Genomic DNA, 13,610 nt, shown 5'->3' with positions numbered 1-13,610 from the left:
CAAGTTAATCAATCGAAAGGGACGACATCATGTTTACATTAAATCTTAAAAAATCAGTTCAAGTGAGTATGTTAATCGGTGCGTTAGTGGGTAGTGTAGCGGTCCATGCCGAAGCAGCCCCAGTATCGGATGTTGTGGGCGCCATCGAGCAAACGCTGAGCACCCAGGCACAAGAACTGCTCGCCAGCACCAAACGTGAGTTAGTGTTATCGCTACAAACTCAGCTTGCTGAAAGTATCTATGACTTTAATAGCCAGCTTAGCCTCAGTGCCGACAATAAAGACGAATCGGCCACAAGCGATGAATATAGCGCTAAGTAATAGGAGCTGCCTATGTGGTTTGTAGCCCCTCTAATGACCTTGCTACTGCTACCAGTGATTAGCCTTGCGTTGTTTTCAGGAATTATCTGCTGGTTTCAGTGGCATTGTTACAGCGATAAATGAGTGAGTATCCTTGCTATGTGGGAGATTAAAATGAAACGAGCTAAAGTGCGGATGGACAATCCAGAACGGTTAGTCTGTGGTGTTGCAGCTGGCATGGCGTGGCAATTTGGTTGGTCCTGTTTTTGGACTCGCGTAGTATGGGCTGGAGCCATTGTATTTATGCCTGGTGTGAGTTTATTGATTTACTTTGTATTGGCGCTATTAGTTGACCAATGGAAGAAACCGATATAAATCCATGGGGATAAATATCGGCTAATAGATTTTTATGTTGAGATTATTCGATACAGAGCGGCATATTGGACTTTGCCATTGCTTCGATGGGGTAGCGGGATGCTATCAACAAGAGGGCGTTTAGACCCCCATGCCAATAGTCAGTGCTTTGCGATTTAAGTGAGTATTACTTTTTAAGAAAAGCCTTAAATCTGGCTTTCGCTTCATCACTCTTCAACCTAACACTAAATTGCTCTAACTCTTGATGCATTTGATGCTGCACTCGGTTTTTATGTGGTCGCATCAATTGGCGAGTGGTTTGCAGGGCCTGTGGCGGCTGATTCGCCAGCTTTTTAGCTTGGGCGAGGGCGTGACTCAATAATTCTTCCTGGGCAATGATATCGTTAATCATATTGAGTCTGTGGGCCGTATTGGCATCGAAGCTTTCGCCGAGCAGCAGTAGTTCTGCCGCTTTTTGGTAACCCACGAGTTCAGGCAAAAGTAAGCTTGCCCCCGCCTCGGGTACCAGCGCTAAGTTGACAAAGGGCAGTTGAAACTTTGCGGTGTTATCGGCGTACACTAAATCACAGTGCAGCAGTACCGTAGTGCCAATACCAATCGCAGCCCCTGACACGGCGGCGACCAGAGGTTTTTTGAGTTCTAATAGACAAAATAAGAAACGTACCGCGGGATGGTTTGGCCCTAAGTCACTATTTTTTAAAAATTCTGCAATATCATTGCCTGAGGTAAAGCAATTATCTTGGCCGTGGAGCATAAAGGCACGAATGTCGTTGTCTGCCTCACCTTCGATCAGGTATTCTGTCAGTTGTTTATACATATCAAGATCAAGTGCATTGCGTTTATCGAGGCGATTAAAGCTGATAATACGTACGCCCTGATCATCCCGAACCTGTATATGACTCATGGGTTGTTTTCCTTTACGACGACATTGGGTAGACATGGAGTTTAAGACATTGAAACCAATATTCAAACAGATGTTTAATTGTCTCGCATTATCCTGTGCATCATTTTCTGTGTTGGCGAGTGTGGTTATGACCGAAGGCCACGTCCGAGCTATGCCGGATACTGTACCCAATACCGCAGCCTACTTTACGCTCGAAAACCACACCGAGAAAGCTGTCCGTCTGACGGGCGTATCAACCAGTGTGGCAAAGGAAGCTCAGCTACACACTATTATTGAAGAACAAGGCATGGTTAAAATGCGCCAGGTCGAAGGTTTTGATATCCCATCCCACGGCAGACTAATACTCTCACCATCGGGCGAGCACGTTATGCTGTTGGGGTTAAAGGCCCCCCTCGTTTTGGATCAAAAAGTGGAGCTGCAATTACAGTTTAACGACGGCGAACAAATGTCGATCACATTACCCGTGAGCAAACAAGCTGAAAATACTGCAGAGCAAGAGCATCATCACCATCATTAAGGAGTCGCTTGATGCAAATTACATGGAAAAAAGTTACCGGAGTCGGTTTATTTTTAGTCTTAATCGGTTATGGCATGAGCGTGTGGTGGAGTATCGAACCCGATCCTATCAATCCTCAACAGCTTACGGCCACTGATAAAAATGTCGTTGGTTATGCTACGACAACCTCATTGATTTTGACAGTAGAAACCCTGCTGGATAAACAGGGTGGTTGGTTATCCAATGATGTGATGCCACCATCTATTTTTATGGATAACATGCCCGCCTTTGAATACGGCGCACTCGAGCAGGCGCGCGATCTGGCACTGATCATGCGCAAAGAGTTTAGTCGCTCCCAATCCCAATCGGCCGCCGATAAAGATTTAGGTGAAGCCCAATCTAAGCTCAATATCGACCATACAAGTTGGCTAGTACCGAGCGCCGAAAGCGAATACCGCGATGGTGTTAAGCTACTGAAATTGTACCGCGCCCGCATGATGGACCCTAATAACCAAGATGCGCAGTTTTATGCCCGTGCCGACAATCTCAATGAATGGTTAAAAGAGGTGCAAAAGCGGTTAGGCAGTATGTCTCAGCGTTTATCGGCCAGTGTTGGTCAAGAACGTCTTAATACAGATTTGGCTGGTGATAACGCTGCCCGCCAATCGACCCCCAATTTAGCGAGCCATCAGGTCAAGACTAGCTGGTGGAAGATCGATGATGTTTTCTATGAAAGCCGAGGCGCTTCTTGGGCATTGCTGAATTTTATGCGTGCCGTGGAAGTCGATTTTGCCGACGTTTTGAAAAAGAAAAATGCTGAAGTGAGCCTAAGACAAATCATTCGTGAGTTAGAGGCGACTCAGCAAACTGTCTGGAGCCCTGTCGTGTTAAATGGCAGTGGTTTTGGTCTAGTCGCTAATCATTCATTGGTTATGGCTAACTATGTATCCCGTGCAAATGCCGCGGTGATTGACTTAACGAACTTGCTATCTCAAGGTTAATTATGAAAAAAACACTCCTCGCCAGTGCGGTATTAGGATTTTTTATGGCCACCTCGGCCCAAGCGGCCACTGTGGTTGGGTTTAAAATTGGTGGTGACTATTGGGATGCCGATACTAGCGGTACTTTTGCCGATGATGGCCAACCGCAGCAAACTTTTGACTACAGTTCATCGGCCCAGGGCAGTTACTGGCTCGCGGTTGAGCATCCGTTGCCTTTTATTCCGAATGTTAAAATTCGTGAAAACAGCCTAGATCAGAAAGGCAGTGCATCGGTTAAAGATTTCAACTTTAACGGTAATGTCTTCAATGGCAATGTCACGTCCTATACAGATTTAAGCAATACCGATTTTGTGCTTTATTATGAGCTGCTGGACAACGACATAGTGTCATTCGATCTCGGCGCAGCCTATAAACTGATGCATGGTTCAATGCGCGTACAAGACGCGGGCCACCCAGAAGAGATAGATGTCGATAGCGGTATCGTGATGGGCTATGCCAGTACTCATATTGGTATGCCTGGCTTAGGTCTATTTGGTTTTGCGGATTTAATGCTCGGTGTCAATGAGTCGAACGTACACGATTACTCCGTTGGCCTAGGCTGGGAGTTTGATGGTGTTGCGGTCGATACTCGTGTGCGCGTGGGTTACCGCGAATTTTTATTCGATGTGAATAATTTCTCAGGGATCAGTGCCGACACTAAGTTCGATGGTTATTTTGCGGGCGTAGAAATTGATTTCTAATCCTCCCCTTTAATAAATCCCATAAAAAAACCGCCAGTTGGCGGTTTTTTTATGGAGCGATGACGCTTACTCGGCTCTTAGGCCATTGTTGATGGCGATAACGTCATCTTCATTCAATGTACCCGCCGCCTGTTTTAGGGCGACAATCGAGTAGATATAGCTATAACGTGCATCGGATAATTTACGTTTTGAGTCGTACAAATCACGGGTACGGTTCAATACGTCAACGATAGTACGAGTACCCACTTCAAAACCTGCTTGAGTCGCTTTTAACGCACTCTCGGATGAAATCACCGATTGCTCATAGGCACGAATTGAGCTGATAGATGCACCTACGTTGTTGTAGTTATTGCGAATATTCTTCACAACACTGCGGTAGGTTTGCTCTAGTCTTTCACTGGCTTCAACGAATTGATATTGCGCTTCATTGACTTGTGAAGTCACTTTAAAGCCTTCAAAGATAGGAATGCTTAAGTTAACGCCAACGTTGACATCGTCAAAATCAGGCTCGTTAATGCTACCTGTTTTTTGCTCAAGGCCTTTGTTGTAACCTGCATTTAAGCTCAGCGATGGCATATGGCCCGCTTTGTAGAGACTGATAGTCTCTTGAGCGATATCTTTACCAATGCGTTGGGTCATAAGATCGACACTGTTTGTTTCAGCAATCTTTAACCATTCGCTTGAAGACGTTGGTGCGGGAGTCACGGCAGAGAAACGGTTGGTATCGAGCACGTTTAATGTCTTGTGATCGATACCTGTGATTTCACGCAGGGCTTCATAGCTATTGGCTAGGGTATTTTCAGCTAAAATTTCAGTGGCTGAGGCTAAGTCATATTGAGCTTGGGCCTCATGTACGTCGGTAATCGCGGTTAAACCAACGGCGAAACGCTGTTTGGTTTGTTCGAGTTGACGTTCAATTGCACGTTTTTCGGCGCCCTGGAACTCGTAGTTATCCTTAGCGGTTAATACATCGAAGTACGCCCGAGTCACTCTAGAGATAAGCGTTTGTAAAGCGGATGCATAGCTTGAATCGGCTTGAGAGGCGGCTTTTTCTGCAAGGCTTAACCCCACCCAAGCGCTGTGATCATAGATCACTTGGTTAAGTTTGATGCTACCCGTTAAACCGCTAGTGTCATTCCGTGGGTCATTCCACGCCTTGTCATAGCCGACATTGGCGCTAATGGTTGGCAACAGCGGTGCCCGGTTTTGTTCAATTTTCTCGAACAATGCATCACGCTGAGCTTGGGCTTGCAACACGAGCGGGTCGTTAGTCAGTGCCTGTTGATAAATTTGCAGTAAATCATCTGCTTGTACCGCTTGAGCGGAAGCGGCGAGAGTCAATGCTACGCATAAAGAACGGATCTTAAATTTCATTTGCTGTCCTTATTAGACAAAATCTCCCAAAGGAGAAATATTTTAACTTCGTTTAGACTAAGTAATGCCTTTACCAAGGCGGTTTGCGCTTCCCGACGCTTCCCGATACAGCTAAAACTTAATGACGTAGAGTCTAAAAACTCCGACACTTTCAAGTCAAATGCGAAGTGTAACAGATTTTATTTTAAAAATGTGTCAAATTGCCTTGATAATAGACGCAAATTCAACTTTTAAGGATAGAGTATGACCCCACCTGTTTTTTCGCAAACGGATATTGAAGTTCTCGAAAAAAAATCATTGTACCAAGGCTTTTTTGCGTTAGAACAGTTTACGTTTAAGCATAAGCTCTTTGCCGGCGGTTGGAGCCAGCCCGTCACCCGTGAAGTGTTTGAACGGGGGCATGCTGTGGTCGTGTTGCCCTATGACGTCAAGCGTGATCAGGTCGTATTGATTGAGCAAGTGCGTTTTCCTGCATTAGCAACCTCTAAATCTCCTTGGCTTATGGAGTTAGTCGCAGGTATGATTGCGCCCGAAGAATCGCCGCTCGATGTCGCTCACCGTGAATTGTTAGAAGAAACTGGCCTAGTTGCTAGTAATATGCACTATGTGAACAGTTATTTAGCGAGCCCAGGTGGCAGTACCGAGCGATTTTATTTCTATTGGGCCGAGGTAGATTCCACTCATGCCCGTGGATTGCATGGACTGGCAGAAGAACACGAAGATATTCGATTGCATGTTTTAGACCGTGAACAGGCCTATAATAGGGTGGTTGCGGGGGAAATAGACAATGCATCGACCGTAATTGGATTGCAATGGTTGCAATTAAACTATCAGCAACTGGTTTAAGTTGGAAAAACATTTGGCTACTTCGACTTCGCATCAAAAACCGCGTTACCAACCGAACGTCAGTGACTTTCTAGCACTGTGCGGCCGTAATTATGGTTATATGCTGAAGTGGTTACCACTGGATATTACCGTTGATCAATCATGGCAGCTCGAAGGTGAGTTCGGTATATTAGTGGTGCGTATTTTAGAGAATACCAAATATACTCAATTGGTTGAGATATCTCGCCCCCTCGAAATTCTAGAGTTTGTTAATACTCCCAAGGTGTTAGTGAGAATTTACCACGATGCTAAATTAGCAGAAGTGTTAACTGGCCAACAGATTTACCAATTACGCCCAGTGTATGATTACCCCAATTTACGCATGTATCATAGTGATGAAAAGTACCAGGTAAATGCATTCCTGGAAGAGTTATTGAAGATTGGATGCCAACAACGTTTGGTGTGCCAGTCTTAGAATTGGGTATTCAATGTGCTGAAAGAGGCTGTCTCTTACTCCATAGCTGAAGAAGAAAGTGTGCGTATCGTGCAAGTCACAGATCCACACCTTTTTGCCGATCCTGAGGCCCAGCTATTAGGAGTCAACACAGGCAAAAGTTTTGCCGCTGTGCTTAATACGATTAGGGCTGTCGACTATCCTGCACATTTGATGTTAGCTACCGGTGATTTAAGCCAAGATTACTCGGCCGAATCATACCGTCAGTTTGTTACAGCAGTGACACCCCTCAATTTACCCTGCCATTATCTCCCCGGGAACCACGATGATCCTCGGATCATGTTTCTGCATATGCAGGGCGAGCAGATCTTTGGTCAGCAGCGCATTTTGGCGGGTAAATGGCAGATTTTGATGTTGGACTCAACCGTGCGGGGAAAGCCCGGTGGCAACATGGCCGAGAGTCAGTTCGAGCTGATTGAGCAGGCTATTGCCGCCCATCCTGATTACCATACCTTGCTCGTGATGCACCATAATCCCATTTTGGTGAACTGCACTTGGCTAGATCAACATTGTATGGACAACGGTGCCGAGTTTTTAACGCGAGTGTCCCAGTACCCACAGGTAAAAGGGTTACTCTGGGGGCATGTACACCAGAGAATCGACACCCACTACGATGGGCCCCATGGCGCACTGAAGCTCATGGCAACACCTTCTACTTGTATTCAATTTAAGCCTTTATCACCTTATTTTGCCTTAGACGGACTGCAACCGGGTTATCGTTTGCTGGAGTTGAAGGCCGATGGTAGCATCGGCACCAATGTGTATCGCGTACCGGGTAACCATTTTTCCCCCGACAACGATTCCAGCGGTTATTAACGCGAGTGACCGCAGCTTGAGGAACTATGCTGCTCTATATTCACGGATTCAACAGTTCACCTTTTTCCGATAAAGCGGTGATGACTGCGCAATATATGGCGCAGCATCATCCGTCGCTAGCCTTTCATCAGCCCCAATTACCCAATACCCCTAAGGCCGCGATGTCGCTGTTGCTGGAATATGTGATGGCGGCGCGAGAGGCAAATGAGCCTCTCACTTATATAGGCTCATCCTTGGGGGGATATTTCGCCAGTTATTTGGCCGAGCACTACGGTGGACGTGCGGTGTTAGTTAATCCTGCGGTGAGGCCCTTCGAGTTATTCGACGAATTTATGGGGCCACAGTTTAATCCGTACACTGGGCAGCATTATCAGGTTTTGCCTAAACATAAGCTGGAAGTGGCTGAATTTAATACCGCTGTTATCCGCAATCCGGATCGTTTTTTGGTACTATTGCAAACGGGCGATGAAGTGCTGGACTACCGTGAAGCCCTGAACAAATATCACCATTGCCAATTACGGATTGAAGCGGGTGGCGATCACAGTTTTGTGGGTTATGGGCAGCATTTGCAAACTGTAAGCCATTTTTTACACTTACCTTGACAAACAGTCATCCAGAGCCGCAACATGGCCGGATATAACAACTTATAGCGTACACTATGACGAATCAATACACCTCTGACGCCATTGAAGTCCTTAATGGACTCGATCCTGTTAAACGCCGTCCAGGTATGTATACCGATACCTCCAGACCTAACCATTTAGGCCAAGAGGTCATAGATAACAGTGTCGATGAAGCTTTAGCGGGCCACGCCACTAAAATTGAAGTTGTTCTGCACACCGATAATTCCCTCGAAGTGACCGATGATGGCCGTGGTATGCCAGTGGATATCCATCCCGAAGAAGGTATTCCTGGGGTCGAGTTGATCCTGACTAAATTGCACGCCGGGGGGAAATTTTCCAATAAAAACTACCAGTTCTCCGGTGGTTTGCACGGCGTGGGGATTTCCGTCGTCAATGCGTTATCTCGCCGGGTCGAAGTCACGGTAAGGCGGGATGGTCAAGTCTATGATATTGCTTTTGAAAATGGCTTTAAAGTTGAAGATCTTAAGGTCACTGGTACCTGTGGTCGACGCAATACCGGGACTAGCGTGCATTTTTGGCCCGATCCGAGTTATTTTGATTCGGCCAATTTCTCTAATTCCAAACTGATTTATTTACTGCGTGCTAAGGCCGTACTCTGCCCAGGTTTACGGATCAAATTTACCAATAAGCATACCAATGAAGTACATGAATGGTTTTATGAAAGTGGTTTAACTGATTATCTTAAAACCGCTGTCGGCGATAACCTGATGTTGCCCGAAGAACCCTTCGTTGGCAGTTTTAAGGGGCAAATTGAGGCGGCCGACTGGGCTATCACTTGGTTGCCTGAAGGCGGCGAGTCGATCAACGAGAGTTATGTTAACCTTATTCCCACCCCCCTTGGTGGCACCCATGTAAATGGTTTTCGCCAGGGCCTGCTCGAATCCATGCGTGAATTCTGTGAGTTTCGAAATTTAATCCCCCGAGGGATTAAATTATCCCCGGAGGATATTTGGGACAGAGCGGCTTTTATTCTGTCGGTGAAAATGCAGGATCCGCAATTTGCAGGGCAAACTAAAGAGAAACTCTCCAGCCGCCAGTGCTCGGCTTTTGTCTCTGGCATAGTACGTGATGCCTTTTCCCTGTGGCTAAACTCAAATACAGAACTGGCCGAATCCTTGGCCGAAATGTGTATTAACAATGCCCAGCGCCGTCTAAAAGCCGCGAAAAAAGTAGCACGTAAAAAGGTGACTTCTGGCCCCGCATTGCCGGGAAAACTCACCGATTGTAGCGGCCAAGATCCCATGCGCGGTGAGCTATTCCTCGTGGAAGGGGATTCTGCTGGCGGGAGTGCTAAGCAGGCGCGGGACCGTGAATTCCAAGCCATTATGCCGCTGCGTGGGAAAATCTTAAACACGTGGGAAGTGGATGCATCACAAGTACTCGCCTCTCAGGAAGTCCATGATATTTCGGTCGCTATTGGTTGCGATCCCGACAGCAGTGATATTTCGGAGTTAAGATACGGCAAAATTTGTATTCTCGCTGATGCAGACTCCGACGGATTGCACATTGCTACACTATTGTGTGCCTTGTTTTTAAAGCATTATCGCGTACTCGTCGAACAGGGCCATGTCTACATAGCCATGCCACCACTGTTTCGTATCGATATTGGTAAGGACGTTTATTACGCCTTAGATGAAGCAGAAAAAGAAGGTATTCTCGACCGTATTAGCGCGGAAAATAAGAAAGGTAAGGTCCAAGTGACACGTTTTAAGGGCTTGGGTGAGATGAATCCGCTCCAATTACGTGAAACGACTATGGACCCTAACACCCGTCGTTTAGTACAGTTGACTATTGATGATGTTGAAGAAACGGATTCTTTGATGGATATGCTGCTTGCGAAGAAACGTTCGCCCGATCGTAAATCTTGGCTCGAGGATAAGGGCGACATGGCGTTACTTTAATGTTGTGCAAGATTGCCGATAACAATAAAACTTAGGCATAAAGAATATTACAATGTTGTGTATTAAAACTAATAATTATAAATACTTAAAGCTATTGTCTGCCTATCTTCCCCTGCTGGCATGTATGGCTTTTGGACCGAGCCAGAACGCCATCGCGGGGTCTCAGTCGATCATGATTACCGTCTCCAAGGGATTTGGTTTATCACTGTTCGCTTCGGATGTTGGCGATGCTAAGCAGCTCGCCATGGGCGCCAATGGCACCCTGTTTGTGGGTTCCCATAAAAGCGGCACAGTGCATGCGCTCGTCGACAGCAATCAAGATGGCCGTGTAGATAAACGTTACGTTATTGCAAAAGGGCTGGAATATCCCAATGCCCTCGCATTCCATAATGGCGATCTTTTCGTTGCCAGTGAAAGTAAAATTCTGCGTTTTGCTGATATAGAACAGCGTTTACGTCGCCCGAGTCGTCCGAAGGAAATCTACAGCGATCTGCCCGAATCGGACAAGAAGAGCGCCCGTGCGATGCATTTTGGTCCCGATGATAGGCTGTATGTCTCCATCGGGGCCCCCTGTAACGTCTGTGAGGCGGCCGCGCCCTATAGCAGCATTATTGCGATCAATGTCGATACCGGTGCGAGTGAACAGATAGTCTCTGGGGTACGTGATGCGACGGGGTTTGATTGGTCGCCCGTCGACGGTAAATTATGGTTTGCCGATCAGGGCCGAGATTGGATGGGGGATAATTTACCCCCAGATGAAATCAACCGTGTCGATGTTGTGGGGAGTCACTATGGCTTCCCTTATCTACATGCCACATCCGTTGTTGAACCCGCCTATGAAAAGCCGAAAAACCTAAAGGTTACAGTGCCAGTGTATGAGTTGCCCGCCCATGTTGCACCGACGGGGCTGGCGTTTTATCGCGGGGATAAATTCCCTGAAATTTATCATAATCAATTATTTGTCGCAGAGAATGGTTCCTGGAATCGTTCGAGCAAAGTGGGTTATCAAGTGGTGATGCTTAAGCTTGAAAACCAGCAAGTGGTGGGACGTGAAACGATAGTGAGTTTCCTCGATGGTGAATTTCCCGTCGCTCGCCCCTATGCCTTGTTATCGGCCGATGATGGTGCCATGTACATCTCAGATGATTTAAAAGGTAACGTGTATCGCTTGTTCTTTAAAAATGGCGATAGTACTGAAGAGACACAGGAACTAGAAGACAATGAGTGACGCAATCAAGTTAAGCCTAGATGGGGTAGAGCAAATGCCACTGCGGCGCTTTACCGAAGAGGCTTATCTGAACTATTCCATGTACGTCATCATGGACCGAGCCCTGCCGCATATTGGTGATGGGCTTAAACCTGTACAGCGCCGTATTATCTATGCCATGAGTGAGTTAGGTTTATCGGCCCAATCTAAGCATAAGAAATCTGCCCGTACCGTCGGCGATGTATTAGGTAAATACCATCCCCACGGTGATAGCGCCTGTTATGAGGCAATGGTGCTGATGGCGCAGCCATTTTCCTACCGCTATCCATTGGTTGATGGTCAAGGTAACTGGGGTGCACCCGATGATCCTAAATCATTTGCGGCCATGCGATACACTGAGGCGCGGCTATCTAAGTTCTCCGAAGTGTTGTTATCCGAGCTTGGCCAAGGTACGGTCGAGTGGGGCGCGAACTTCGATGGCACCTTAAAGGAGCCAAAGGTCTTACCCGCACGGTTACCACATATTCTGCTCAATGGGATTACTGGTATTGCGGTCGGGATGGCGACGGATATTCCGCCGCACAACGTCAGGGAATTAGTCTCTGCCTGCGTGGCCTTGCTCGATGATCCTAAGCTCGAACTCGAGCAATTGATGAGTTATGTGCCTGGGCCGGATTATCCCACCGAAGCCGAGATCATTACGTCGTCTGCCGATATTGCCAAAGTGTATGAAACTGGCCGTGGCTCGTTAAAGGCGCGCGCCGTTTACACTGTGGAAGCGGGGGAGATCATCATTACCGCGCTGCCACATCAGGCCAGTAGCGGTAAAATCCTAGAGCAAATCGCCGCCCAAATGCAGGCAAAAAAATTGCCTATGGTGGCCGATCTGCGGGATGAATCAGACCATGAAAGCCCAGTGCGTTTGGTGGTGGTGCCCCGTTCTAATCGTGTCGATTGTGATCAATTGATGGCGCACTTGTTTGCCACTACCGACTTAGAAAAAAGCTTTAGGGTAAACTTAAACGTACTTGGCCTAGACGGTCGACCAAGGGTGAAGGGCTTAAAAACCTTATTAACCGAGTGGTTAGAGTTCCGTGTCGATACCGTCAGGCGTCGTCTCGAATACCGTTTAGATAAAGTGGTTTCACGCCTACATATCCTTGAAGCTTTGATGATCGCCTTCCTCAATATTGATGAAGTGATTGAAATCATTCGTTTCCACGATGATCCTAAAGCCGAGTTAATGGCGCGTTTTTCCTTAACGGATAAACAAGCCGAAGCGATCCTCGAGTTAAAATTACGCCATTTAGCTAAGTTAGAAGAATTTAAAATCAAGGCTGAGCAGGATGAGCTTGAAGCCGAGCGCGAAAAGTTAGAGCAACTGCTTGGTTCTGATCGTCGCCTAAAAACCTTGATTAAGAAAGAATTGCTTCAAGATGCGCAGACCTATGGCGATGAACGTCGTTCACCCATAGTGCAACGCCATGAATCCCGCGCATTAACAGAGCAAGAGTTAACGCCGAGTGAGTCAGTGACTGTCGTGCTGTCTGAAAAGGGCTGGGTGCGTTGTGCCAAGGGCCATGATATCGATCCTTTGTCCTTATCCTATAAGGCTGGCGATCAATATCTCTGTAGTGCCATGGGCCGCAGTAATCAGGCCGCCGTGTTTATCGACTCCTCGGGGCGGGCCTTTGCGACCGATAGCCACAGCTTACCCTCGGCGCGCAGCCAAGGTGAGCCCATCACCACCCGCTTTAATATGGCGCCGGGTGAGACCATGCAACATGTCATCATGGGGGAAGAGGAGCAATGCTTCCTGTTAGCGACCGATGCGGGTTATGGGTTTATTTGCACCTATAACGATATGGTGTCACGCAATAAGGCAGGTAAAGCGCTGCTCAGCTTACCAACTAATGCTAAGTCGTTGCCGCCTAAGCTGATTGATCGAAATCGTGAGATGTCTATCCTAGCGATCACCAACGAAGGGCGGATGCTACTGTTCTCCCTTGAAGCCTTGCCGCAACTCTCAAAGGGTAAGGGCAATAAGATTATTGGGATCCCAACAGAACGTGCTAAGAGTCGTGACGAGCTGATGACGCATCTGCAGCTAGTGCCCAGTGATACCCCTGTGACGCTCTGGGCCGGAAAGCGTAAGCTGACCCTGAAACCGAGCGATCTAGAGCATTACCGTGGCGAGCGCGGCCGCCGTGGCGCTAAGCTGCCACGGGGATTACAACGGGTAGATAGTGTGGAATTAGGTGATGGCGGCGAAGTGTTGCCAAGCCTGTAATCGTTTGCCTAAAACCGAGTTTAACAAAAGCCACTGAGGTCTACCTTCAGTGGCTTTTTTCTACGGCTAAATCGAATGATAAAATTCAGTCTTTATTGGTATCAGTTTGATTAGAGGCCGTAGATCAGTAAGTTTGCTGTAAAGGCCTAATCTCAATATCGTCACTGTTATTTCAGCATCATGGCAGTTTTGCCATGTTTAACTTAGATTGTTTTCAAAAACAT

At 47.1% G+C, this 13,610-nt stretch carries 14 protein-coding genes; 12 read left to right on the top strand and 2 right to left on the bottom strand.

Annotation, left to right across the window (positions count from 1 at the left end; genetic code table 11):
* Positions 1-29 precede the first annotated feature (29 nt).
* Both JFT56_RS16625 and JFT56_RS16620 read left to right on the top strand, forming a co-directional pair.
* Complete coding sequence (locus JFT56_RS16625) at positions 30-320, top strand: hypothetical protein (RefSeq protein ID WP_198781108.1); 291 nt, start codon at positions 30-32, stop codon at positions 318-320.
* Between the two features lie 153 nt (positions 321-473).
* A complete protein-coding gene (locus JFT56_RS16620) occupies positions 474-674 on the top strand; it encodes a PspC domain-containing protein (RefSeq protein WP_198781107.1) in 201 nt (66 codons plus the stop codon).
* 166 nt (positions 675-840) lie between these two features.
* Here JFT56_RS16620 and JFT56_RS16615 read toward each other — a convergent pair whose 3' ends face one another.
* Positions 841-1,578 (bottom strand): enoyl-CoA hydratase-related protein, encoded by a 738-nt coding sequence (locus JFT56_RS16615; protein ID WP_198781106.1) that lies wholly within the window; start codon positions 1,576-1,578, stop codon positions 841-843.
* A gap of 34 nt (positions 1,579-1,612) precedes the next feature.
* Here JFT56_RS16615 and JFT56_RS16610 point away from each other — a divergent pair, with 34 nt between their 5' ends.
* From JFT56_RS16610 to JFT56_RS16600, 3 genes are read left to right on the top strand one after another with little or no spacing between them, the layout of a single operon-like run.
* Positions 1,613-2,095 (top strand): copper chaperone PCu(A)C, encoded by a 483-nt coding sequence (locus JFT56_RS16610; protein ID WP_198781105.1) that lies wholly within the window; start codon positions 1,613-1,615, stop codon positions 2,093-2,095.
* Positions 2,096-2,106: 11 nt separating this feature from the next.
* Entirely contained in the window at positions 2,107-3,075 is a 969-nt protein-coding gene (locus tag JFT56_RS16605) for a DUF2333 family protein (RefSeq protein ID WP_198781104.1), read from the top strand.
* 2 nt (positions 3,076-3,077) lie between these two features.
* Positions 3,078-3,815: a TIGR04219 family outer membrane beta-barrel protein gene (locus JFT56_RS16600; RefSeq protein ID WP_198781103.1), complete on the top strand. Its 738-nt coding sequence runs from the start codon at positions 3,078-3,080 to the stop codon at positions 3,813-3,815.
* 66 nt (positions 3,816-3,881) lie between these two features.
* Here the strand turns inward: JFT56_RS16600 and tolC are convergent, their stop codons facing one another.
* On the bottom strand, positions 3,882-5,189 hold the full coding sequence (gene tolC / locus JFT56_RS16595; protein ID WP_198781102.1) for an outer membrane channel protein TolC: 1,308 nt from the start codon (positions 5,187-5,189) through the stop codon (positions 3,882-3,884).
* Between the two features lie 243 nt (positions 5,190-5,432).
* Here tolC and nudF point away from each other — a divergent pair, with 243 nt between their 5' ends.
* Genes nudF through parC form a run of 7 tightly spaced genes read left to right on the top strand, consistent with a single transcriptional unit; the run spans position 5,433 to position 13,386 of the window.
* Entirely contained in the window at positions 5,433-6,035 is a 603-nt protein-coding gene (nudF, locus tag JFT56_RS16590; RefSeq protein WP_198781101.1) for an ADP-ribose diphosphatase, read from the top strand.
* Positions 6,036-6,048: 13 nt separating this feature from the next.
* Positions 6,049-6,489 carry a DUF1249 domain-containing protein gene (locus tag JFT56_RS16585; RefSeq protein WP_198781100.1) on the top strand — a complete coding sequence of 147 codons (441 nt, stop codon included), beginning with the start codon at positions 6,049-6,051 and terminating at the stop codon, positions 6,487-6,489.
* A gap of 15 nt (positions 6,490-6,504) precedes the next feature.
* A complete protein-coding gene (cpdA, locus tag JFT56_RS16580) occupies positions 6,505-7,344 on the top strand; it encodes a 3',5'-cyclic-AMP phosphodiesterase (protein WP_198781099.1) in 840 nt (279 codons plus the stop codon).
* Between the two features lie 26 nt (positions 7,345-7,370).
* Positions 7,371-7,946, top strand: a complete 576-nt coding sequence (locus JFT56_RS16575; RefSeq protein ID WP_198781098.1) for a YqiA/YcfP family alpha/beta fold hydrolase — start codon at positions 7,371-7,373, stop codon at positions 7,944-7,946.
* Positions 7,947-8,002: 56 nt separating this feature from the next.
* Positions 8,003-9,889, top strand: coding sequence for a DNA topoisomerase IV subunit B (gene parE / locus JFT56_RS16570; RefSeq protein ID WP_198781097.1), 1,887 nt, complete (start codon positions 8,003-8,005; stop codon positions 9,887-9,889).
* A 52-nt stretch (positions 9,890-9,941) separates the two neighbouring features.
* Positions 9,942-11,117 (top strand): PQQ-dependent sugar dehydrogenase, encoded by a 1,176-nt coding sequence (locus JFT56_RS16565; protein ID WP_198781096.1) that lies wholly within the window; start codon positions 9,942-9,944, stop codon positions 11,115-11,117.
* The gene (gene parC, locus JFT56_RS16560; RefSeq protein ID WP_198781095.1) at positions 11,110-13,386 is read left to right on the top strand and encodes a DNA topoisomerase IV subunit A; all 2,277 of its coding nucleotides are present in this window, start codon (positions 11,110-11,112) and stop codon (positions 13,384-13,386) included. Before JFT56_RS16565 ends, parC begins: the two co-directional genes overlap by 8 nt.
* The last annotated feature ends 224 nt before the right edge of the window (positions 13,387-13,610 follow it).

Origin of the sequence: Shewanella putrefaciens (assembly GCF_016406305.1) — a bacterium.
GTDB classification, from domain to species: Bacteria; Pseudomonadota; Gammaproteobacteria; order Enterobacterales; family Shewanellaceae; genus Shewanella; species Shewanella putrefaciens_C.
Note: the sequence above shows the minus strand (reverse complement) of the source record. Positions and strands in the feature narration are given on the sequence as shown.

Excerpts from the sequence above, each read along its gene's own strand:
- JFT56_RS16625 (WP_198781108.1), top strand. The coding sequence starts at position 30 with ATGTTTACATTAAATCTTAAAAAATCAGTTCAAGTGAGTATGTTAATC.
- JFT56_RS16620 (WP_198781107.1), top strand. The coding sequence starts at position 474 with ATGAAACGAGCTAAAGTGCGGATGGACAATCCAGAACGGTTAGTCTGT.
- JFT56_RS16615 (WP_198781106.1), bottom strand. The coding sequence starts at position 1,578 with ATGAGTCATATACAGGTTCGGGATGATCAGGGCGTACGTATTATCAGC.
- JFT56_RS16610 (WP_198781105.1), top strand. The coding sequence starts at position 1,613 with ATGGAGTTTAAGACATTGAAACCAATATTCAAACAGATGTTTAATTGT.
- JFT56_RS16605 (WP_198781104.1), top strand. The coding sequence starts at position 2,107 with ATGCAAATTACATGGAAAAAAGTTACCGGAGTCGGTTTATTTTTAGTC.
- JFT56_RS16600 (WP_198781103.1), top strand. The coding sequence starts at position 3,078 with ATGAAAAAAACACTCCTCGCCAGTGCGGTATTAGGATTTTTTATGGCC.
- tolC (WP_198781102.1), bottom strand. The coding sequence starts at position 5,189 with ATGAAATTTAAGATCCGTTCTTTATGCGTAGCATTGACTCTCGCCGCT.
- nudF (WP_198781101.1), top strand. The coding sequence starts at position 5,433 with ATGACCCCACCTGTTTTTTCGCAAACGGATATTGAAGTTCTCGAAAAA.
- JFT56_RS16575 (WP_198781098.1), top strand. The coding sequence starts at position 7,371 with ATGCTGCTCTATATTCACGGATTCAACAGTTCACCTTTTTCCGATAAA.
- parE (WP_198781097.1), top strand. The coding sequence starts at position 8,003 with ATGACGAATCAATACACCTCTGACGCCATTGAAGTCCTTAATGGACTC.
- JFT56_RS16565 (WP_198781096.1), top strand. The coding sequence starts at position 9,942 with ATGTTGTGTATTAAAACTAATAATTATAAATACTTAAAGCTATTGTCT.
- parC (WP_198781095.1), top strand. The coding sequence starts at position 11,110 with ATGAGTGACGCAATCAAGTTAAGCCTAGATGGGGTAGAGCAAATGCCA.